Raw genomic sequence first — 21,079 nt, 5'->3', positions numbered from 1 at the left:
GCCCGTGCTGCCGGTCCCCCTTCCCCGGGACGGCGCCGGTGCCGGGGCGTGTCTCGAGCGGCGCTGGCGCCCCTCGCGCGACCTCGACCTCGACGCCACCTTCTCGATCCTGCGCCGCGGCGCGGGCGACCCGGCCGTGCGCCGCTGCCCGGACGGCTCGTGGTGGTGGGCCACGCGCACCCCGTGCGGGACGGCGCTGCTGCAGCTGCGCGCCTGCTCTGGCGCCGTGCTCGCCCGGGCGTGGGGCGAGGGGGCCGCGTGGCTGCTGGACGGCGTCCCTGAGCTGCTGGGGGAGGACCAGGACGACGACGGGTTCCGCCCCCGCCCCGAGCACCCGCGCCTCGTGGCGGCGTGGCGGGCGCGGCCGGGGGTGCGGGTGCTGCGCACGCGCGCGGTCTTCGAGGCGCTCGCGGGGGCGGCGGTCGAGCAGGTCGTCACCCTGCGGGAGGCCCGCTGCGCCTGGCGCGACCTGCTGCTGCGCTTCGGCGAGCCCGCTCCCGGCCTGCCCGCCCGCCCCGGCGGGCCCGCGGCCGGGATGCGCGTGCCGCCGTCCCCGCGCGACTGGGCCGCCATCCCGAGCTGGGAGTGGCTGCGCGCCGGCGTGGAGGAGCGGCGGCGCTCGGTGGTGCAGCTGGCCGCCCGGTCGGCGTCCGGGCTGGAGCGCACGGTGGCGATGGAGGCCGGGTGCGTCGAGCCCGCGCTGCGCACCCTGCCGGGGGTGGGGGTGTGGACGGCCGCGGAGGTGCGCCACCGCGCGCACGGGGACCCGGACGCGTTCAGCTTCGCCGACCTCCACGTCCCGAAGAACGTCTCCTGGGCGCTGACGGGCGAGGTGCTCGACGACGCTGGGTGCGCCGAGGTGATCGAGTGCTACCGCGGGCACCGCTACCGGGTGCAGCGGCTGCTCGAGCTGGCCGGCACCTCGCGGCCCCGCCGCGGCCCCCGGGCGCCGCTGCCCCGCCACACCCCGCGGGCGACGGGCATGCGCACCTGACGAGCCGCCGGCCACCCCCGCACCCGCTCCTGCACCCTCCCCCGCAGCAGCCGCACCCCCCAGCCGCTTTCGTGCGCCCACCTGCGCTCCGAGGGCCCCTCACACCGCAGTTGGGCGCACGAAAGCGCTCCGGAGGGGGATGGGGCGAGGTGCGTGGCCCCACCCGTCCGCCCCATCCCCCTCGTGATCTTGCACCTCTGGGTCGCCGTGGTCCTGGCATGCACGATCACCGCGGGGGCGGGGGAGAGGGCCTCTCGCTCGCCGTGACGGTGGCCGACGCGGCGCTGGGCGCGACGACGACGTCGGCGTCCAGGGCCTCGGCCCACAGGGCGGCGCGCACGCGCTCCACGAGCACGCCCACGCCGAACGGCTCCCCGCGCACGAGCACGCGCTCGCCGTCCGCCTCGGCGACGACGCCGGACGGCGCCCGGCCGGCGCGGGCGACGAGCAGCGCGCGCGCCACCCGCTCGGCCACCGGCCCGCCGGGCGCGATCGGCGCCGGGTCAACCCCGCCGGACGCCGCGGGCACCCCGACCGGCACCCCCAGCGCCGCCCGCACCGCCTCCACGTGCCCGTGCGCGAACCAGTCCGCGGGCCCGACCCGCACCAGCGCCGCTGCCCCGGGCCCGTCCTCGGGCGCCACCGCGGCCCCCAGGCCGCGCACGAGCGCCACCGGCAGCCCCGCGGCCTTGCCCTTGACGAGGTCGGCCAGGGCCGCGACCTCGTCCCCGACCGCGCGCACGGTCACCTCCAGGGGCCGGCCGGTGCGGTCGAGGCGCCCGCGCACGTCGTCCAGCAGCTCCAGCCCGGCGGCGCCGAGCGCGAAGTCGGTGACGCCGTCGCGCCACGGCCGCCCGCCGGTGTCGGAGACGACCACGGCGGGCCGGACGCCGGCCAGCTGCGCCACCCGCGCGCGCAGCGCCCGCGCCGAGGCGTCGGGGTCGGCGGGCAGCAGGAGCACCGTGCCCGGCTCGACGTCCGAGGCGTCGACGCCCGCGGCCGCCATCACGGGCCCGGAGCGCGACTGCACCACCTGCGTGGTGCGCCCGTCGGGCAGGCGCCGCTCGGCGACGACGCGCACGGTCTGCGACCGGACGGCGTCGCCGCGGTCGGACGCCGCGACCGAGCGCCCCTCGGCCTTGGCGACGACCTTGCTGGCGACGACGAGGACGTCGTCGTCGCGCAGGGCCAGGCCGGCGGCGGCGCAGGCGCGCACCACCAGGCCCGCCAGGTCGTCGCCGGCGCGCACCTCCGGCAGCCCGGGGACGGCGACCGCGGTCACCTCGTGCGGCGCCGTCACCGCCCCGCCCTCCGGTACCCGCCGTCCTCCAGGCCCGCGGCCGTCTCGAACCGGTTGCGCAGCGGGTCGGCGCCGGCGAGCGCGTACAGCAGGGGGAAGAGCAGCCCGAACCGGCGCCACTGCTCCTGGTGCACCCGCTCGTGGCGCAGGCGCTCGGGGGAGACGGCAGCGGGGGAGGAGCCGGTGACGTAGGTGTCGCCGTAGCAGGTGCCGCCGCGCGCGAAGGAGCGCCCGCGCGCCCCGGCGCACACCCGCAGCCCGTCGACGTCGGTGCACGTCGCGCCGTCCCAGCGGGCCACCCGCGCGGCGAGCAGGCCGACGAGGGCGCTGGTGGCGCGGTTGGCCCGCAGCACCAGGGCCAGCAGGGGCCTCACGCGCGCACCCGGCCGGCGTCCAGGGCGGTCGCGAGCGCCGCGCCGGCGAGGTCGGCCGCGGCGGCGACGTCGCGCATGAGCAGCGGGCGCGCCAGCACCGGCGCGCGCCCGCCCGGCACGGTCGTGCCGTGCAGCGCGCCGTCCGCGGCGTCGTCGACGAGCCAGGCGTCGAGCAGGTCCGCGTACAGGCCGCCGACGGCCGCGGCGGAGGTCTCCACGCCGATCGCCCGCAGGCACGCGTCGGCCATGCCCCGCACCACCGCGCCGCCGAGCACGGGCGAGACGCCCACCACGGGCGCGGAGCAGGAGCGCACCGCCTCGCGCACCCCCGGCACGCCGAGGACGGTGCCGATCGAGACCACGGGGTTGGACGGCGGCAGCAGCACGGCGTCCGCGCCGGCGAGCGCCTCGAGCACGCCGGGCGCGGGCGCGGCGGCCTGCGAGCCGACGGCCTCGAAGCGCACGGCCGGCACGCCCGCGCGCAGGCGCACCCACCACTCCTGGAAGTGCACCGTGCGCCCGTCGGCGAGGACGACGTGGGTCTCCACCGGGTCGTCGCTCATCGGCAGCAGCCGCACGCCGGGGCGCCACCGCTCGCACAGGCGCGCCGTGACCGCGCTGAGCGGCACCCCCTCGCGCAGCAGGCGCGTGCGCACCAGGTGGGTGGCGAGGTCGCGGTCGCCGAGGGTGAACCACTCCGGGCCCTCGCCGTAGCGCACGAGCTCCTCCGCGACCGTGGACCGCTCGTCGCGCTGCCCCCAGCCCCGCTCCTCGTCGACGCCGCTGCCGAGGGTGTACATCACCGTGTCGAGGTCGGGGCAGATCCGCAGCCCGTGCATCGTGACGTCGTCCGCGGTGTTGACGACGGCCACCACCTCGGCGGAGCGCAGCGCGGGGTCCTCCGCCGCCGCCAGGTGAGCCCTCAGGCCCCGCAGGAACCGGGCCCCGCCGACCCCGCCGGCCAGCACCACGACCCTCACGCGCGCATCACGGCGACCATCCTCGCCCATGCCCTCCGGACCTGCGCGGACCCGGCGGCGGGGGCGGCTCGCCCGGCCTGTCCGATTCTGCTCCGCGTGTCGCGGAAGGGGCCCGGAAAGAAGTCCGGGCAGTGTCTCCATTCCGGTTGACGGTGGGTAGTCGCACCCCTGTAATTCGGTGACGGCCCGAGGGTGATCAGTACCCCGTCGAGGCGCGTTCGAACCACCGGAAGGGGTACGCGACATGAGCACGGACACCGGTCAGCTCTCGGCCATCTCCCTGGGCATCCCGCGCCCCCGCACCGAGCCCGCCGAGCGCGGGACCGAGCAGGTCAGCTGGCAGGAGCGCGCGCTGTGCGCCCAGACGGACCCCGAGGCGTTCTTCCCCGAGAAGGGCGGTTCCACGCGCGAGGCCAAGCGCGTGTGCCTGTCCTGCGAAGTGCGCGTGGAGTGCCTGGAGTTCGCCCTCGAGAACGACGAGCGCTTCGGCATCTGGGGCGGTCTGAGCGAGCGCGAGCGCCGCCGCGTCAAGCGCCGGGCGGTCTGAGCTGGGGCCCCTGGACGTCGCGGGGCGGGCGCTCACCGGCGCCCCCGCGACCGCTCCGGCGCCGGCGCCCGGCGGCGGGCACCAGCAGGTCCCCCCGCTGCCGCGGCCCCGGCCGCCGCTGGGCGGCGCAGGACCGGCCCGCCGCCCCTCCCGGGTGCTGGCGGTGCTGGTCTCCTGCGAGGGCCAGCGGTGGCTGCCCGAGGTGCTGGCGGCCGTGGCGGCGCAGACCCGGCGCCCGGACGACGTCCGGGCCGTCGACGCCGCCTCCCGCGACGACACCGCGCTGCTGCTGCAGGAGCTGCTGCCCTCGGCGCCGCTGGCCGTGCAGCGGCGGGCGGGCTTCCTCGACGCCGTGCGCGCCGCGCTGGCCGCCGCGGACGCCGACCGCCTCGCGCACGACGCCGCCCGCGCCGAGGCCGCCGCCGCAGCCGCCGAGCCCTCCGAGGCGGCCCCGGCCCCGACCCCGACCCCGGCCCCGGACTGGGTGTGGCTGCTGCACGACGACGGCGCTCCCGCCCCCGACGCCCTGGAGCGCCTGCTCGCCGCGGTCGAGGTCGCGCCGTCCGTCGGGATCGCCGGCTGCAAGCTGCGCGAGTGGGACGACCCGGCCCTGCTGCAGGAGGCGGGCTTCAGCACCAGCCCCCTCGGGCGCCGCCTGACCGGCGTCGAGGCCGGGGACGCCGACCAGGGCCAGCGCGACGACCGCGACGACGTCCTGGCCGTCTCCACCGCCGGCATGCTCGTGCGCGCCGACCTGCTCGAGGCCCTCGGCGGCGACCCGGCCCTGCCGGTGCTGGGGGAGGACCTGGACCTGTGCCGGCGCGCCCGCCTCGCCGGGGCCCGCGTGATCGTCGTGCCCGGTGCCGTGGTGCGCCACGCCGACGCCACCCGCCGAGGCCAGCGGCCCACGCCCGCCTCCCGCGCCCCGCGCTGGACCGACCGGCGCCACCGCACCCACGGCCTCCTCGCGGGCGCGGCCCTGCCGCTGCTGCCCCTCGTCGCCCTGGCCGCCCTCGCCGGCGGCGTCCTGCGCGCCCTGGGCCGCATGGCCACCAAGCAGCCCGACCGCGCACCCGCGGAGCTGACCGCGGTGCTCGCCGCCCTGCTGCGCCCCGGGCGGCTGTGGACGGCGCGCCGCGCCGCCGCCCGCACCCGCCGCCTGCCGCGCCGCGCCCTGCGCCCCCTGCTCGCCGGGCGGCGCGAGGTGCTCGGGTGGCACCGCGACCGCGTCGCGCGCCGCACGTGGCTGCCCGGCGCGGGGGAGGCCCCGGACGCCGAGCCGCCGCCGGTGACCGAGGCCGCCGCGGCCGAGCGCCGCCGCGGGCAGCGCACGGCCCTGGCGGCGCTGCTCGCCGTGCTGACCGCCGCGAGCGCGCTCGGCCAGCACCGCCTGGTCGGCCGCGGGGACCTCGTCGGCGGCGCGCTCGCGCCCGCGCCGTCCCTGGGCGAGCTGTGGCGCGCGGCGCGCACGCCGTGGCAGCCGGCCGGGCTCGGCTCCTCCGCGGCCGCCGACCCGTGGCTGTCGGTGCTGTGGGCGCTGTCGGTGCCGGCCGGCGCCTCGCCCGGCCTCGCGGTGACCGCGCTCGTGCTGCTGGCCCCGCCCCTGGCCGGGCTCGGCGGCTGGGTCGCGGCCGGCGCCCTGACCCGCTCGGTGCCGCTGCGCGCGGCCGCGGGCCTGGCGTGGGCGGCCGCGCCGCCGCTGACCGCCGCCGTCGCCACCGGCCGGATCGCGGCCCTGGTCGCGCACCTGGCCCTGCCCTGGGCCGCCCTGGGCCTGGCGCGCGCGGCGACGTCCCGCTCCCGCCGCCGCGCCCTGCCGGCGGCCGCTGGCGCCGGGCTCGCCGCCTGCGCCGCCGTCGCCGGGGCGCCCGCGCTGCTGCTGGTCCTGCTCGCGCTGCCGCCCGCGCTCGTGCTCCTGCGCCGCTGGAGCAGCCCGCTGGCCTGGGCCCTGCTGGCCCCCGTGGCCGTTCTCGGCCCGCTGCTCGCACCGGCGCTGGCCGATCCGCGGGTGCTGCTGGCCGACCCCTCCTGGCCGGTGCCGACGGCGCCCGCGCCGTCCTGGCAGCTGCTGCTCGGGGCCCCGCAGGCGGTGGCCTCCCCCCTCGTGCTGCTGCCCGGCGCGCTGCTCGCCGCCGCCGCGCTCGCGGCCCTCGGCGCCCGCTCGCGGCCCTCGGCGCGCGCCGGCGCCGGCCGGGCCCCGGCGCCGGCGTCGCGGCTGGGCTGGGCGCTGGCCGCCGCGGGCCTGGCCGTCGCGCTGGTGGCCGGCCGCACGGCGGTGACGACCCTGGACCTGCCCGCCGGCACCGGCCAGGTGCCCGCCGTGACCGGCTGGGCCGGCGCCGGCACCAGCCTGCTGCTGCTCGGCCTCGGCGTCGTCGCGCTGGACGGCGCCGCGCGCCTCGCCGCGGCGCTCGCCGGCCCGGCGCCCGCGCTCGTGCGGGCCAGGGCCGCGCGCGGGCCGCGCACCGCCCTGGCCACCGGCACGGCCCTGGCGCTGCTGGCCCCGGCCCTCGCGCTCGGCGCGGCCGCGGCCGCGCAGCTGGCGGGCGAGCAGGACCTGCGCCGGGTGCAGCCGGCCGCCCCGACCGTCGCCCGCGACGCCGCGGCCTCCCCGGACGCCGTGCGCACCCTCGTGCTCGACCTCGCCGACGACGGCTCCGCCGCGGCGTCCCTGCAGCGCGGCGGCGCGTCGCTGGCCGACGCCTCGGCGGTGCGGGCGGCCTCCCGCGTCGAGGGGCCGCTGGCCCGGCCGTCGACCGGCGCCCCGGACGCCGCCGAGCAGGCGCTGCGCTCGGCCGCCGCCGTGCTCGTGGCCGGGCGCACCGACCCGCGCCCCCTGCTGGCCGACCTCGGCGTCGGGTTCGTCCTCGCCCGCACCTCCGCCACCGCTGCATCCACCTCGTCCGGGGCCCCGGCCGACGGCTCCAGCCCCCTGGACGCCGTGCCCGGCCTCGCGCGGGCCGGCGCGGCTCCGGCGGGCGTGCTGCACCGCGTCGTCCCGGCCAGCGGCGGCGGCGCCGACGCGCCCGACCGGCCGGCCCGCGCGCGCCTGCTCGCCGCCGACGGCACCGTCGTCACGGCCCTGCCGTCCTCCGGCGCGGACGTCGTCGCGCAGCTGCCGCCGGCCCCCGAGGGCGCCGGCGGGCGCACGGTCGTGCTCGCCGAGCGCGCGGACCCGGGCTGGCGCGCCACCCTCGACGGGCGCCCCCTGCGCTCGGTGCAGCACGCCGGCTGGGCGGCGGCCTTCGAGGTCCCCGCGCAGGGCGGCTCCCTGGAGGTCGTGCGCTCCGACCCCGAGGCGTCGGCGTGGACCGTCCTGCAGGGCCTCGTGCTCCTGCTGACCGGACTGCTGGCCGTGCCCGTGCCCGGCGCCCGACGGAGACCGACCCTATGACCGACCCCGTGACCGACCCGACTCCCGACCCCGGGCCGCAGGCCGTCCGGCGCCGTGCCCGCTGGGCCGGGCAGCTGCGCCGGCCCGGCGGGTGGCCCGGCGGCTGGCCCGGGCTGCGCCCGGCGCTGGCCGCGGCCGCGCCGCCGGCCGCCGTCCTGGCCGTGGTGGTGGCCGTCTGCGCCACCGGCACTCCCGCGCCGGCCGTGGCCGCCGGCACCGCCGGCGCGGGAGTGCGCGTGCCCGCGGCGGCGGGCTCCCTCGTGTGCCCGGGGCCGCCGACCGCGCTGTCCCCGCAGGCGCCCGGCGCCGTGGCCGGCCTGCCCGGCGCGCAGCCGGCGGTGCCCGCCGCGACCGTCGCGCGCGTGCTGCGCCTCGGCGCCGAGCAGCCGGACGACGGCCCGGCCTTAGCGCTCGAGCCGGCCGTCGAGCAGCAGGACGGGCAGCAGGACGGGCAGCAGGACGGGCGGGCCCCGGCCGCGGCGCCCGTGCTCGGGCAGGTGCGCGGTCAGCTGGTCGGCGCGGACGTGCGCGGCGCCGGCACGCTGCTGGCCACCGCCGCACCCGTGGCGGAGGGCACGGCCCTGGCCGCCGGGGTCACCGCCGCCGTGGCGCCGTCCGGGGACCTGCGCGGCCTCGCCGCCGCGCCCTGCGTCCCGCCCGCGTCCGAGCAGTGGCTGGTCGGGGGCAGCACCGAGGTCGGCTCCTCCGTGCGCCTGGTGCTCGCCAACCCCGGGCGCACCGCCGCCAGCGTCGACGTCACGGTGCTCACGCCCGACGGGGCGCAGCAGCCGGCGGGCCTGCAGGCGCTGGCGCTGGCCGCGGGGGAGCAGCGCTCGGTGCTGCTCGAGGGCGTCGTGCCCGGCGCCGGCCGCCTGGCCGTGCAGGTGCGCTCCAGCGGCGCGGGCGTGGCGGCGTGGGCGGTGCAGCAGGTGCTGCGGGGCCTGACCCCGGGCGGCACCGAGGTGCTCCTGCCCGCGGCGCCCGCCGCTCTGCGCGCCGTGGTGCCCGGCGTCGCGGTCGTCGCCGGCGGCGCGCCGCCGGCGCTGCGCCTGGCCAACCCCGGCACCGGGCCCGTGGTCGCCGAGTGGTCCCTGCGCGGCCCGGACGGCACCTCCACGCCCGCCGGCACCACCCCGGCCGTCACCGTCCCGCCCGGCTCGGTCGTCGACGTGCGCCTGGACGGCGCGCCCCCCGGCGACCACGCGCTGCTCGTCGACGCCGACGGGCCCGTGGTGGCCTCGGCGCTGCTGCGCTCGGCCCCGGGCGCGGACGGCGCGAGCGACCTGGCGTGGGCCTCCTCCGCCACCGCCGTCGACGCCCCCACGGCCCTGGCCGCGCCGCCCGGCGCGGGGGACGGCGACCCGCCATCGGGCGCGCTCGTCCTCGCCGCCGCATCGGACGACGCCGCGGACGACGCCGCGGACGGGTCGCAGGGCGGCGCCGCCGTGGACGTCCGGGTGCTCGACGCGGCCGGCACGGCGCTGGCGCCCCAGCGCCTGCAGGTGCCGGCCGGGCGGGCGGTGCGCGTGGACGTCGTGGACCTCCGGGGCGCCGGTGACCGGCTGCCCGTGGGGCTGCTGCTCACCCCGGTCGACGGGGCGCCCGCGGTGGTGGCCGCGCTGCGGCTGGACCTGCCCGGCCCCGGCGGCGGCGGGCTGCTCTCGGTGCTGCCGGTCACCGCGCCCGCGCCGGGCGCCGACCAGGTGGCGGTGCGGGTCTCCGGCACGCCCTGACGGGCCCGGTCCCGGTGCGCGCTCCAGGGGCGTCCCGGCGGTGCGCCTCAGCGGTCGTCGCCGGGGTAGCGGGGGTCGACCTGCTCCGGCTCCACGCCGAGCGCGGAGGCGACCTGCTCGACGACGACCTCGTGCACGAGGGCGGCCAGGTCCGGCTCGTCGGCGCCGCGCGTCTCCAGCGGCCGCCGGTAGACCACCACGCGCGGGCCCGCGCCGTCCGCGGCCGGCTCGAACCGGCCCAGGGGCACCTCGTCGCGCTCGGGGCGGACGGCGTCCGGCGGCGGCACGTCCTCGACGGCGAACTCGATCTGCGACAGCTGCTCGGCCCAGCGCCGCTCCAGCCGCTCGACGGAGCCGAGCACGACGTCGTCGAAGCGCTCGGCGCGCGTGCGGGCGCCCGGCACCCCGACCGGCAGCAGCGGACCCCGCAGGCCCCGGCCGTGGCGGTCGCGCCGGCGGGTGCGGGAGGCGCGCGGCGCCGAGGGTGCGGCCATGGCGGCCAGGCTAGTGGCGGGCCGGTCGCGGGCCGCGGCGCGCGCGGCGGATGCGCGGATCAGCGGACGGACCGCGCGGCGGAGGAGTAGCGTCTGGCCGTGGCTTCGAGGCGGTGCAGCAGAAGCGGGTGCGGGGCCCCGGCCATCGCGACCCTGACGTACGTCTACGCCGATTCCACGGCGGTCCTGGGTCCGCTGGCGACGGTGGCGGAGCCGCACAACTACGACCTGTGCCCCGCGCACGCCGAGCGGCTGACCGCGCCCCGCGGCTGGGAGGTCGTGCGGCTGCAGCAGGACGCCTACGAGCACCGGCACAGCCACGACGACCTGCTCGCGCTGGCGGACGCCGTGCGCGAGGCGGCGCGGCCCGCGCCGGAGCCCGTCGTCGCGCCGGCCGCCGCCGTGGGCGCCGAGGTCGGCCGCCGCGGCCACCTGCGGGTGCTGCGCGATCCCGGCCCGGACTGACCCGGCCCGGACTGACCCGGCCCGGACTGACCCGGCCCGGAGGGCGCCTCAGCCCTGCTTGCGGGAGTGGTCGAGCACGCTGTCGATGCTCAGCTCGTCGCCCGCGGCCTCCCAGCGGCGGTGCTCGCACCGGCGGCAGGAGGTGAAGCGCACCGGCGTCCCGTCGGTCAGGGTCATCGACAGCCGCACCAGCCGCTGCCCGCCGCACGCGGGGCACGCGTCCTCGCGGCGGTGCTCGCGCTGCGTGAGGGAGCCCAGCGGCTGCGCGGGGTCGGCCGCGCGCGGGCGGCGCGATCGCTGCGCCGGGACGGCGGCTGCGGCCGGCACCACGGCGGTGTCGGGCACGACGGTGGTGCCCGGCACGACGGCGGTGTCGGGCACGACGGTGGTGTCGGGCACGACGGTGGTGGCAGGAGCGGTGGGACCAGGAGCGGTGCGGGGAGCGGGACGGGGAGCGGCGGTGCGGGGCATGCGTGCCTCCAGGCGAGCGGCGGCGAGGGCGCCGCGGACGCCGTCCCATCGGCAGGGCCCCGCGCGGCGTTGAGGATGCGGCGCGTCGCGACATCCCGGACCGACCGGACGCACCGGACGCACCGGGCACGACCGGGTGTCAGCACCAGCACGGGCCCGGGCGCGCGCCGGTGCTGACACCGGCGGGTGAGCGGCTGGCTACGCTCGCGGCCATGCCGGAGGCGCCGCTGGACCTGTCGAGGATCGTCAAGGCCTACGACGTGCGCGGCCTGTCCCCGGAGCAGCTGGACCCCGTGGTGGCCCGCGCCCTCGGCGCCGCCGCCGCGGACGTCCTCGGCGTCGCCGGCGGCGGGGGCGCGATGGTGGTCGGCCACGACATGCGCCCGACCTCCCCGGGCCTCGTCGACGCCTTCGCGCGGGGCGTGACCGACCGCGGCGGCGACGTCCTCGTCATCGGCCTGTGCTCCACCGACGGGCTGTACTTCGCCAGCGGCTCCCTGGACGCGCCGGGCGCGATGTTCACCGCCAGCCACAACCCGGCCGCCTACAACGGCATCAAGCTGTGCCGCGAGGGCGCGAGGCCGGTGGGCCAGGAGTCCGGCCTGGCGCAGGTGCGCGACCTCGCGCAGGCCTACCTCGACCCCGCCGGGGACGGCGTGCCGCCGGCCCCGCGGCCGGGCGCGCGCACCGAGCGCGACCTGCTCGGGGAGTACGCCGCCCACCTGCGCTCCCTGGTCCCCCTCGGCGGGATCCGGCCGCTGCGCGTCGTCGTGGACGCCGGCAACGGCATGGCGGGCCTGACCGCGCCGGCCGTGCTCGGCACCGCGGCGGGGCTGCCCGCGCTGCCGCTGGACGTCGTCCCGCTGTACTTCGAGCTCGACGGCAGCTTCCCCAACCACGAGGCCAACCCGCTGGAGCCGGAGAACCTGCGCGACCTGCAGGCCGCCGTGCGCGAGCACGGCGCCGACCTCGGCCTCGCCTTCGACGGGGACGCCGACCGCTGCTTCGTCGTCGACGAGCGCGGGCAGGCGGTCAGCCCCAGCGCCGTCACCGCCCTCGTCGCGCTGCGCGAGCTGGCCCGCGAGGGCGGGCGGGGCACGGTGCTGCACAACCTCATCACCTCCCGCGCGGTGCCCGAGCTCGTCGAGCGCGCCGGCGGCACCCCGGTGCGCACCCGGGTCGGGCACTCCTTCATCAAGGCCGAGATGGCCCGCACGGGCGCCGTCTTCGGCGGGGAGCACTCCGCGCACTACTACTTCCGCGACTTCTGGGGCGCCGACACCGGCATGCTCGCGGCCCTGCACGTGCTCGCCGCGCTCGGCGAGCAGGAGCGCCCGCTCTCCCAGCTCCTGGCCGAGCACGACCCGTACGCCGCCAGCGGCGAGATCAACTCCCGCGTGGACGACGTCGCCGCGATCACGCGGTCGGTGGAGGAGGCGTGGACGGCGCGCGGCGGGCGGGTGGACGACCTCGACGGGCTCACGGTCTCCTCCCCGCCGGGGGAGGAGCCGTCGTGGTGGTTCAACCTGCGCCCGAGCAACACCGAGCCGCTGCTGCGCCTGAACGTCGAGGGCGCGGACGAGGCCACCATGGCCTCCGTGCGCGACGCCGTGCTCGCCCAGGTGCGCGGCGGCGCCGCGTGAGCGCGCAGGAGGCCGGCGCGGGGCTGCCCTGGCAGCAGCCGTGGCTGCGCGAGCTGCTGCGCTGCCCCGCCGACCGCGCGCGGCTGCTGGACGCGACGGGGCCCGAGGGGGGCCTGGAGCTGCGGTGCACCGACCCCGGCCACGCCGTCGCCTACCCGGTGCTGGACGGCGTGCCGGTGCTGCTCGCCGACGAGGCCCGGCCCGCGGCGGGGACGGGGGAGGACCGGTGATCGACGAGCAGCTCCTCGACGACCCCGACGCGCTGGCGGAGGCCGACCCCTCCGGCGTCCTGCGCGCCCTGGCCGGCGCGGGCGCGCAGGTGCGCCGCGCCGCCGACCTGGCCGCCGAGGCGGGGCTGCACCGCCTGGACGCCGGGGACCGCCCGCGCGCGGTGCTCGTCGCCGCCCGCGGCGGCGCCTCGGTGGTCGGCGACGCGGTCGCCGCCCTGACCGGCGCCGCCTCGCCGGTGCCGGTGCACGTGCGCACCGGCGACGTCCTGCCCGGCTGGATCGGGCCCCTCGACCTCGTCGTCGCCGTCTCGCTGTCGGGCTCCTCCTCACCGGCGACGACGCTGGTCGCCGAGGCGGGACGCCGCGGGGCGCGGGTGGTCACGGTCGGCGGCGCCGACTCCTCCCTCAGCCGGGTCAGCGCCCAGGTGCGCGGCGCGCACGTGCCGACCCCCGCGCCGGGCCGGGACGCCGTGGCGGTGCCCACCACGCGCACCGCGCTGTGGTCCCTGCTGACCCCGGTGCTCGTCGCGTGCGACCGCCTCGGGCTGCTCACCGCGCAGCCGGCCGACCTCGAGCGCCTCGCCGACGCCCTCGACGCCGAGGCCGCGACGGCGCGCCCGTCGTCGGAGACGTTCGTCAACCCCGCCAAGTCCCTCGCGGTCGAGCTGGCCGGCTCGGTGCCCGTGGTGCTCGGGGACGGCCCCGTCTCGGCGGTCGCCGCCGCGCGCGCGGCCACCGTGCTGGCCCGCACCGCCCGCGTGCCCGCGATGGCGGGGACGCTGCCGGACGACGCCGGTGACGTCGTGGCCACCTTCGGGGGCCCCTTCGCCTCCAGCCCGGACGACGTCTTCGCCGACCCCTTCCTCGACGAGGCCCCGGCGGGGCCGCGGCTGCGCCTGCTGCTGCTGCGCGAGCGCGCCGAGGCGGCCTCGCACGCGGTGCTGGCGCTGGCCGAGCGCTCCGGGGTGCGCGTCAGCGAGGTCGTCGCCGAGGAGGCGTCGGAGCTGGAGCGGCTGGGCCTGCTGGTGGCGCGCACCGACTTCGCCGCGACCTACCTGGCGCTGGGCTCCGGGATGGACCCGGCGATCAGCCCCCACGTGGCCGACCTGCGCGACGCCCTGGCCTGAGCCGCTGCGCCACCCGAGCGGCTCTGGAGGTGCTGAGTCCGCTCGGGAGGAGGAACCTCGTCGGACGGCGGTCCTCCTCGGACCGCCGTCGTGCCCCGACCCCCCGGAAGGACTGCTGTGAGCGGACTCGTCGCCCTCCTCGACGACGTGGCGGCGCTGACGCGCGCGGCCGCTGCCTCCGTCGACGACATCGGGGCCGCTGCCGCACGGGCGAGCGCGAAGGCCACCGGCGTCGTCGTCGACGACACCGCGGTGACCCCGCAGTACGTGCACGGCCTGGCCGCCCAGCGCGAGCTGCCGATCATCAAGCGCATCGCCAGGGGGTCGCTGCGCAACAAGCTGCTGGTCATCCTGCCCGTGGTGCTGCTGCTGAGCCAGTTCCTCCCGGTCCTGCTCACCCCGCTCCTCATGATCGGCGGCACGTACCTGTGCTACGAGGGCGCCCACAAGGTCTGGGCCCGCCTCAGCGGGCACCACGGCGCCTCCCACGCCGACGCGGCGACCCTGCTGGACGAGGACACCATCGTGCGCGGCGCCGTGCGCACCGACTTCATCCTCTCCGCGGAGATCATGGTCATCGCCCTCAACGAGGTGGTCGACCAGCCGTTCGCCTCCCGGGCGGTGATCCTCGCGATCGTGGCGGTCGGCATCACCGTCCTGGTCTACGGGGTGGTCGGGCTGATCGTGAAGATGGACGACGTCGGGCTGCACCTGGCGGCGAAGCCGAGCCCGGGCGTCGCCCGGGTCGGTCGCGGGCTGGTCAAGGGGATGCCGCGGCTGCTGACCGCGCTGACCGTGGTCGGGACCGCGGCGATGCTGTGGGTCGGCGGGCACATCCTCCTCGTGGGCAGCCACGACCTGGGCCTGGACGCCCTCTACGACGGCGTGCACCACCTGGAGGAGGCCGCGGCGGCGGCCACCGGGGCGCTCGGCGGCGTCGTCGGCTGGCTGGTGAACACCGCCGCGAGCGCCCTGCTCGGGCTCGTCGTCGGCGCGGTGGTCGTCCTGGTGATGACCCTCACCGTCCACCGCCGCGCCTCCCGCACCGCGGACGGGACCACCTCCCTGCGCGGCGGCGCGGGAACCGGCGGGTCCGCGGGGGCGGGCGCGCGGCCGGGCTCGGGCGCCCACCCCGCCGGCCGCGCGGACCGCCAGGTCCCCTGACCCGCGGCCCCGCCCTCGACACAGGTGGCGTGCAGCCGTGCGGGACGCTCCGGTGACCGCGTGCGGACTCCGTCCGGCGGCTACGCTGGGAGGTGTTCGGCGCCGGTGGTGACCACTGGCCCAGAGGGGCCGCGCCGGGCCGCAGCGCTCAGCCGCGCACCCGGGCCGGGTGCGCGCGCGGCGCTGCGCCCCCGTCAGCCCCGAGGAAGGCACTGCTGTGGACTACCAGGTCCGAGACCTGTCGCTGGCCGACGCCGGCCGCCACCAGATCCGCCTGGCCGAGCACGAGATGCCCGGCCTGATGGCGCTGCGCGAGGAGTACGGCGAGTCGAAGCCGCTCGCCGGCGCGCGCATCGCCGGCTCCCTGCACATGACGGTGCAGACCGCCGTGCTCATCGAGACCCTGGTCGCCCTCGGCGCGCAGGTGCGCTGGGCCAGCTGCAACATCTTCTCCACCCAGGACGAGGCCGCGGCCGCCGTCGTCGTCGGGCCGGAGGGCAGCGGCGGCACCCCCGAGGCGCCCGCCGGCGTGCCCGTCTTCGCCTGGAAGGGCGAGACCCTGGAGGAGTACTGGGAGTGCGCGGACCGGATCTTCCGCTGGCCGGGCGGCCCGGACGGCGCGACCGGGCCGAACATGATCCTCGACGACGGCGGCGACGCCACGCTGCTGGTGCACCAGGGCGCGGAGCACGAGGCCGCCGGCGGCGTCCCGGCCGCGTCCGAGGAGGACTCCGAGGAGCGCCGCGCCGTCCTGGACCTGCTGCGCCGCAGCCTCGAGCAGGACCCGCAGCGGTTCACGCGCCTGGCCGCCGGCATCCGCGGCGTGACCGAGGAGACCACCACCGGCGTGCACCGCCTGTACGAGATGCACCGCCACGGCGTGCTGCGGTTCCCGGCGATGAACGTCAACGACGCGGTGACGAAGTCGAAGTTCGACAACACCTACGGCGTGCGCCACTCCCTCATCGACGGCATCAACCGCGCCACCGACGTCCTCGTCGGCGGCAAGGTGGCCGTGGTCTGCGGCTTCGGGGACGTCGGCAAGGGCAGCGCGGACTCCCTGCGCGGCCAGGGCGCGCGCGTCGTCGTCACCGAGATCGACCCGATCAACGCCCTGCAGGCGGCGATGGAGGGCTACCAGGTCGCGCGCGTGGAGGACGTCGTGGCCACCGCCGACCTGTTCATCACCGCCACCGGCAACCGCGACATCATCACCGCCGAGCACATGGCCGCCATGAAGGACAAGGCCGTCGTCGGCAACGTCGGGCACTTCGACAACGAGATCGACATGGCCGGCCTGGCGAGGATCCCCGGCATCCGGCGCGTGGAGATCAAGCCGCAGGTGCACGAGTGGGTCTTCCCCGACGGGCACAGCATCATCGTGCTGTCCGAGGGCCGGCTGCTGAACCTCGGCAACGCCACCGGGCACCCCTCGTTCGTGATGTCCAACTCCTTCTCCGACCAGGTGCTGGCGCAGATCGAGCTGTTCACGAAGGCCGACGACTACCCGGTCGGCGTGCACGTGCTGCCCAAGGCCCTCGACGAGAAGGTCGCGCGGCTGCACCTGGACGCCCTCGGCGTGCGCCTGACCGACCTGACCAAGGAGCAGGCCGAGTACCTCGGCGTGGACGTCGCCGGCCCGTACAAGCCGGACCACTACCGCTACTGAGCCCCGACGGGCCCCGAGCGGGTCACAGGCCCTGCAGGCGCCGCAGGTCTTCGGCGACGGCGTCGCGCTGCTCGCGCTGGCGGCGCAGGCGCACCAGCTCGCGGTCGCGGCGCTCGGCCAGGACGGCGGCGAGCACCGCCTCCGGCGCGCTGCCCGCGGGCGGCGGCGGCGCCACGCGCGCGAGCACCGCGGCGGCCGCCTGCTCCAGCAGCCGGGCGCGCGACGCCGGGTGCAGGCCGTCGGCGCGCGCGAGCAGCTGGCGGGCGGAGACCGCGAGCGCGTCCGGCAGCCGCCCGATGTCGGCGGACGCCGCCCAGGCGGCCAGCTGCGGCGGCGCGAGCAGCGGCGCCTGCGCCTGCCGGGCCGCGCGCGTGCGCACGACGCGGGTGCCGGCGAGCAGGTCCCCGATCCGCTTGCCCTGCGGGTGCACGAGCGAGCAGATCACCGCGGCGCTGCCCCCGGCCAGCCAGATCTCCCCGAAGCCGACGAGGGCGCGCACGGCGGCGTGGCGCGCCCGCACCGGCCCGCCGTCGTCGCGCACCACGCGCAGCCCGAGCGCGGCCTTGCCGGGGGAGCGGCCGCGGCTGAGCGCCTCCCACGCGGCGGGCAGCACGACGAGGACGCCGACGGTCGCGGCGAGCGCCAGCGCCGAGAGCGCGGCCACGTCGAGCCCGGGCGCGGCGAGGCCGACGAGGAGCGCGAGCGCGGCGCCGACGGCCGCCAGCACCAGCACGTCGACCGCCAGCGCCAGCGCGCGCGGCAGGAAGGACGCCGGGCGCAGGTCGAGCAGCACGGCCTCGCCGGTGACGACCTCGCCCGGCAGCACCAGCGCGTCGTCCCCGCTCCTCACCGCGCCAGGCTAGTGTCCGGCGAGGGCGGCGACCGGGAGGACCGCGGTGGACGTGGAGGCCTTCGTCGCCGTGCACGGCGACGAGTGGGACGAGCTGGCGGCGCTGCTGCGCCGGCGCCGGCTGAGCAGCACCGAGGCCGACCGCCTGGTGCTGCTGTACCAGCGCGCCGCCACGCACCTGTCGCAGGTGCGCTCGGCCGCGCCCGACCCGGTGCTGCTCAGCCGCCTGAGCACCCTGGTCGCGGGCGCGCGCAACCGGCTCACCGGCGCCCGCGAGCCCCTGTGGCGCGACCTGGCCCGGTTCGCGGTCGTCTCCTTCCCGGCGGCGCTGTGGCGCCTCCGCTGGTGGACGGCGGCCGTCACCGCCTCCTTCCTGCTGGTCTCCTCGGCGACGGCCGCGTGGGTGGCGGGCGACCCGGCGGTCGTGGCGGCCATGGGCGCCCCGGAGGAGCTGCGCCGGTACGTCGACGAGGACTTCGCCGCCTACTACTCTGAGGACCCCGCCGGCTCCTTCGCCGCCCGGGTGTGGACCAACAACGCCTGGATCGCCGCCCAGTGCGTGGCCCTGGGCATCACGGGCGGATGGGTGGTGCTCGTCCTCGTCAACAACGCGCTCGCGGTGGGCACCGCGGCCGGGCTGATGCTCGCCTTCGACCGCGGGGGCGTCTTCTTCGGGCTCATCCTCCCGCACGGCCTGCTGGAGCTGACCGCCGTGTTCGTGGCCGCGGCCGCGGGGCTGAAGCTGTTCTGGGCCTGGGTCGAGCCGGGCCCGCGGCCGCGCTCGCGGGCCATCGCCGAGGAGGGCCGGGCCCTGGTCACCGTCGCCCTCGGGCTCGTCGTGGTCCTCGCCGTCTCGGGGGTGCTGGAGGGGTTCGTCACCCCCAGCCCCCTGCCCACCTGGGCGCGGGTCGGCATCGGCGCCGCGGCGCTGGGCGCCTTCCTCGCCTACGGCGGCGTGCTCGGGCGGCGCGCGGTCGCGGCCGGGGAGACCGGGGACCTGCGCCCGGAGCAGGCGGGCGACGTCCGGCCCGTGGCCGGCTGAGCGCCCGGCCCCCAGTTCCCGGCCCCCAGTTCCCGGCCCTCGACGTCCCGGCCCTCAAGGTCGCGGCCGTCCGTGACGAAGGACCCGTCAGGACGCACCGCTCATCTCGAGGAGTTGCCTGACATGTCGACCACCGCTGCCCGCGCCGCCACCGCGGCGGACGACACGACCGTGCGCGAGCACCAGGGGATCGCCGCCGCGATCGACCGGGCGCAGGCGGTGATCGAGTTCGACGTGACGGGCAAGATCCTGACCGCGAACAAGAACTTCTGCGACACGATGGGCTACTCCCTGGCCGAGGTCGTCGGCAAGCACCACCGCATGTTCTGCACCCCGGAGCTGGCCGCCTCGGCGGAGTACCGGCAGTTCTGGGAGGAGCTGGCGGCGGGGGAGTTCGTCACCGGCGAGTTCAAGCGCCTGGCCAAGGGCGGCAAGGAGGTGTGGCTGCAGGCCACGTACAACCCGATCCTGGACGTGGACGGGCGGCCGGTGAAGGTGGTGAAGTTCGCCTCCGACGTCACCGCCGCGAAGCTGGCCAACGCCGAGTTCGAGGGCAAGGTCGCCGCGATCGACCGGGCGCAGGCGGTGATCGAGTTCGACGTGACGGGCAAGATCCTGACCGCGAACAAGAACTTCTGCGACACGATGGGCTACTCCCTGGCCGAGGTCGTCGGCAAGCACCACCGCATGTTCTGCACCCCGGAGCTGGCCGCCTCGGCGGAGTACCGGCAGTTCTGGGAGGAGCTGGCGGCGGGGGAGTTCGTCACCGGCGAGTTCAAGCGCCTGGCCAAGGGCGGCAAGGAGGTGTGGCTGCAGGCCACGTACAACCCGATCCTGGACGTGGACGGGCGGCCGGTGAAGGTGGTGAAGTTCGCCTCCGACGTCACCGCCGCGAAGCTGGCCAACGCCGAGTTCGAGGGCAAGGTCGCCGCGATCGACCGGGCGCAGGCGGTGATCGAGTTCGACGTGACGGGCAAGATCCTGACCGCGAACAAGAACTTCTGCGACGCGATGGGCTACTCCCTGGCCGAGGTCGTCGGCAAGCACCACCGCATGTTCTGCACCCCGGAGCTGGTGGCCAGCTTCGAGTACAAGCACTTCTGGGAGCGCCTCGCCGAGGGGAACTTCGAGTCGGGCGAGTACAAGCGCTTGGCCAAGGGCGGTCGGGAGGTGTGGCTGCAGGCCACCTACAACCCGATCCTCGACCTCGAGGGGCGGCCGGTGAAGGTGGTGAAGTTCGCCTCCGACGTCACCGCCGCGAAGCTGGCCAACGCCGAGTTCCTCGGCAAGGTCGCCGCGATGGACCGCGCGCAGGCCGTCATCGAGTTCGACCTGACCGGCAAGATCCTCACCGCCAACGCCAACTTCCTCGCCGTCCTGGGCTACTCCCTGGCGGAGGTCGAGGGCAAGCACCACCGCATGTTCTGCGACCCCGCCTACACCCAGACCGACGCCTACACCGACTTCTGGGAGCGCCTCGGCGCCGGCGAGTTCGAGTCGGGCGAGTTCAAGCGGTTCGGCAAGGGCGGCAAGGAGGTCTGGATCCAGGCCACCTACAACCCGATCCTCGACGACTCGGGCAAGCCGTTCAAGATCGTCAAGTTCGCCTCCGACGTCACCGGCGAGAAGCTGCGCAACGCCGAGATCGAGGCGCGCGTGACCGCGGTCAGCCGCGCCCAGGCCGTCATCGAGTTCGACCTCGAGGGCGTCGTCCTCAGCGCCAACGAGAACTTCCTGCGCACCATGGGCTACTCGCTGCGGGAGATCGTCGGCCAGCACCACAGCCAGTTCTGCACCGAGGACTACACCCGCTCCGAGGAGTACCGGGACTTCTGGCTGCGCCTGTCCAAGGGCGAGCTGATCTCCGGCCGCTTCCACCGCAAGGGCAAGTTCGACCGCGACGTGCACATCCAGGCCACCTACAACCCGATCCTCGACCTGTCGGGGCGGCCCTTCAAGGTCGTCAAGTACGCCTACGACGTCACCGCGCAGGTGGACCGCGAGCGCCGCATCAACGAGGGCACGCGCGACATGACCGCCTCGGTGCGCAACCTCGCCGGCTCCATCGAGGACATCGCCGCCAACTCCACCCTGGCCACCGGCCTGGCGGAGGAGACCCAGGGCAACGCCGAGCAGGGCGTGGAGGCGCTGCGCGCCTCCCTCGAGGCCATCGCCCTGATCCAGCGCTCGTCGGTGTCCATCAGCGAGATCGTGCGCGTGATGGGGGAGATCGCGAACCAGACGAACCTGCTCGCCTTCAACGCCTCCATCGAGGCCGCCCGCGCCGGCGAGCACGGCGTCGGCTTCTCCATCGTCGCCGGCGAGGTGCGCAAGCTCGCCGAGCGCTCCTTCGAGGCGGCCCAGCAGATCGGCAAGCTGATCGAGGAGTCCGCCGAGCGCGTCAACCAGGGCTCCGAGGTCTCCAAGCGCGCCGAGAGTGCCTTCGAGCGCATCGTGGCCAGCGTCGAGCGCACCAGCGACGCGATCCGCACCATCTCCGAGTCCACCCGGGTGCAGCAGGACGCCTCGCGCGAGGTCGACCGCCTGATCGCCCAGCTGTCGGACGTCGGGACCCTCTGAGCGGCGCGGACGAGGAGCTGCT

18 protein-coding genes are annotated in these 21,079 nt (G+C 78.0%); 12 read left to right on the top strand and 6 right to left on the bottom strand.

Annotated elements, in window-relative coordinates:
• Positions 1–4: 4 nt before the first annotated feature.
• Positions 5–994 carry a DNA-3-methyladenine glycosylase family protein gene (locus tag BLS82_RS02455; protein ID WP_218123464.1) on the top strand — a complete coding sequence of 330 codons (990 nt, stop codon included), beginning with the start codon at positions 5–7 and terminating at the stop codon, positions 992–994.
• A gap of 226 nt (positions 995–1,220) precedes the next feature.
• On the opposite strand, the gene cofE is transcribed toward BLS82_RS02455, so the two are convergent.
• From cofE to cofD, 3 genes are read right to left on the bottom strand one after another with little or no spacing between them, the layout of a single operon-like run.
• Positions 1,221–2,294 carry a coenzyme F420-0:L-glutamate ligase gene (gene cofE / locus BLS82_RS02450; protein ID WP_092861261.1) on the bottom strand — a complete coding sequence of 358 codons (1,074 nt, stop codon included), beginning with the start codon at positions 2,292–2,294 and terminating at the stop codon, positions 1,221–1,223.
• Positions 2,291–2,668 carry a hypothetical protein gene (locus BLS82_RS02445; RefSeq protein ID WP_092861259.1) on the bottom strand — a complete coding sequence of 126 codons (378 nt, stop codon included), beginning with the start codon at positions 2,666–2,668 and terminating at the stop codon, positions 2,291–2,293. The genes cofE and BLS82_RS02445 overlap by 4 nt, the downstream gene beginning before the upstream one ends.
• A complete protein-coding gene (cofD, locus tag BLS82_RS02440) occupies positions 2,665–3,648 on the bottom strand; it encodes a 2-phospho-L-lactate transferase (protein ID WP_092861257.1) in 984 nt (327 codons plus the stop codon). Before cofD ends, BLS82_RS02445 begins: the two co-directional genes overlap by 4 nt.
• Before the next feature lie 244 nt (positions 3,649–3,892).
• Between cofD and BLS82_RS02435 the strand changes: the two genes are divergently transcribed.
• From BLS82_RS02435 to BLS82_RS02425, 3 genes are all read left to right on the top strand, one after another.
• Positions 3,893–4,195 carry a WhiB family transcriptional regulator gene (locus BLS82_RS02435; protein ID WP_092861255.1) on the top strand — a complete coding sequence of 101 codons (303 nt, stop codon included), beginning with the start codon at positions 3,893–3,895 and terminating at the stop codon, positions 4,193–4,195.
• A 163-nt stretch (positions 4,196–4,358) separates the two neighbouring features.
• A complete protein-coding gene (locus tag BLS82_RS02430; RefSeq protein WP_143028716.1) occupies positions 4,359–7,589 on the top strand; it encodes a glycosyltransferase in 3,231 nt (1,076 codons plus the stop codon).
• An 8-nt stretch (positions 7,590–7,597) separates the two neighbouring features.
• Positions 7,598–9,322 (top strand): DUF5719 family protein, encoded by a 1,725-nt coding sequence (locus BLS82_RS02425; RefSeq protein WP_143028715.1) that lies wholly within the window; start codon positions 7,598–7,600, stop codon positions 9,320–9,322.
• A gap of 47 nt (positions 9,323–9,369) precedes the next feature.
• Here the strand turns inward: BLS82_RS02425 and BLS82_RS02420 are convergent, their stop codons facing one another.
• Positions 9,370–9,816 (bottom strand): metallopeptidase family protein, encoded by a 447-nt coding sequence (locus tag BLS82_RS02420; RefSeq protein ID WP_092861249.1) that lies wholly within the window; start codon positions 9,814–9,816, stop codon positions 9,370–9,372.
• 99 nt (positions 9,817–9,915) lie between these two features.
• On the opposite strand from BLS82_RS02420, the gene BLS82_RS02415 reads away from it, so the two are divergent.
• Complete coding sequence (locus BLS82_RS02415; protein ID WP_092861247.1) at positions 9,916–10,281, top strand: DUF3499 domain-containing protein; 366 nt, start codon at positions 9,916–9,918, stop codon at positions 10,279–10,281.
• A 48-nt stretch (positions 10,282–10,329) separates the two neighbouring features.
• On the opposite strand, the gene BLS82_RS02410 is transcribed toward BLS82_RS02415, so the two are convergent.
• Positions 10,330–10,752: a hypothetical protein gene (locus tag BLS82_RS02410; protein WP_143028714.1), complete on the bottom strand. Its 423-nt coding sequence runs from the start codon at positions 10,750–10,752 to the stop codon at positions 10,330–10,332.
• 212 nt (positions 10,753–10,964) lie between these two features.
• On the opposite strand from BLS82_RS02410, the gene BLS82_RS02405 reads away from it, so the two are divergent.
• The 5 genes from BLS82_RS02405 (at position 10,965) to ahcY (ending at position 16,585) form a co-directional block, all read left to right on the top strand.
• Complete coding sequence (locus tag BLS82_RS02405; RefSeq protein ID WP_092861243.1) at positions 10,965–12,395, top strand: phosphomannomutase/phosphoglucomutase; 1,431 nt, start codon at positions 10,965–10,967, stop codon at positions 12,393–12,395.
• Positions 12,392–12,625 carry a Trm112 family protein gene (locus tag BLS82_RS02400; protein ID WP_092861241.1) on the top strand — a complete coding sequence of 78 codons (234 nt, stop codon included), beginning with the start codon at positions 12,392–12,394 and terminating at the stop codon, positions 12,623–12,625. Before BLS82_RS02405 ends, BLS82_RS02400 begins: the two co-directional genes overlap by 4 nt.
• A complete protein-coding gene (locus BLS82_RS02395; protein ID WP_092861239.1) occupies positions 12,622–13,752 on the top strand; it encodes an SIS domain-containing protein in 1,131 nt (376 codons plus the stop codon). The genes BLS82_RS02400 and BLS82_RS02395 overlap by 4 nt, the downstream gene beginning before the upstream one ends.
• A 117-nt stretch (positions 13,753–13,869) precedes the next feature.
• Entirely contained in the window at positions 13,870–14,916 is a 1,047-nt protein-coding gene (locus BLS82_RS02390; RefSeq protein ID WP_092861237.1) for a DUF808 domain-containing protein, read from the top strand.
• Positions 14,917–15,085: 169 nt separating this feature from the next.
• A complete protein-coding gene (gene ahcY / locus BLS82_RS02385) occupies positions 15,086–16,585 on the top strand; it encodes an adenosylhomocysteinase (protein WP_092861235.1) in 1,500 nt (499 codons plus the stop codon).
• Between the two features lie 22 nt (positions 16,586–16,607).
• Here ahcY and BLS82_RS02380 read toward each other — a convergent pair whose 3' ends face one another.
• Positions 16,608–17,435, bottom strand: coding sequence for an RDD family protein (locus tag BLS82_RS02380; protein WP_218123461.1), 828 nt, complete (start codon positions 17,433–17,435; stop codon positions 16,608–16,610).
• Positions 17,436–17,481: 46 nt separating this feature from the next.
• On the opposite strand from BLS82_RS02380, the gene BLS82_RS02375 reads away from it, so the two are divergent.
• Positions 17,482–18,477: a stage II sporulation protein M gene (locus BLS82_RS02375; RefSeq protein ID WP_092861233.1), complete on the top strand. Its 996-nt coding sequence runs from the start codon at positions 17,482–17,484 to the stop codon at positions 18,475–18,477.
• A 123-nt stretch (positions 18,478–18,600) separates the two neighbouring features.
• Positions 18,601–21,057, top strand: a complete 2,457-nt coding sequence (locus BLS82_RS02370) for a methyl-accepting chemotaxis protein (protein ID WP_092861231.1) — start codon at positions 18,601–18,603, stop codon at positions 21,055–21,057.
• Positions 21,058–21,079: the final 22 nt, after the last annotated feature.

This window comes from Quadrisphaera sp. DSM 44207, assembly GCF_900101335.1.
Classification (GTDB): Bacteria; Actinomycetota; Actinomycetes; order Actinomycetales; family Quadrisphaeraceae; genus DSM-44207.
This window is presented reverse-complemented; position numbering and strand designations above follow the sequence as displayed.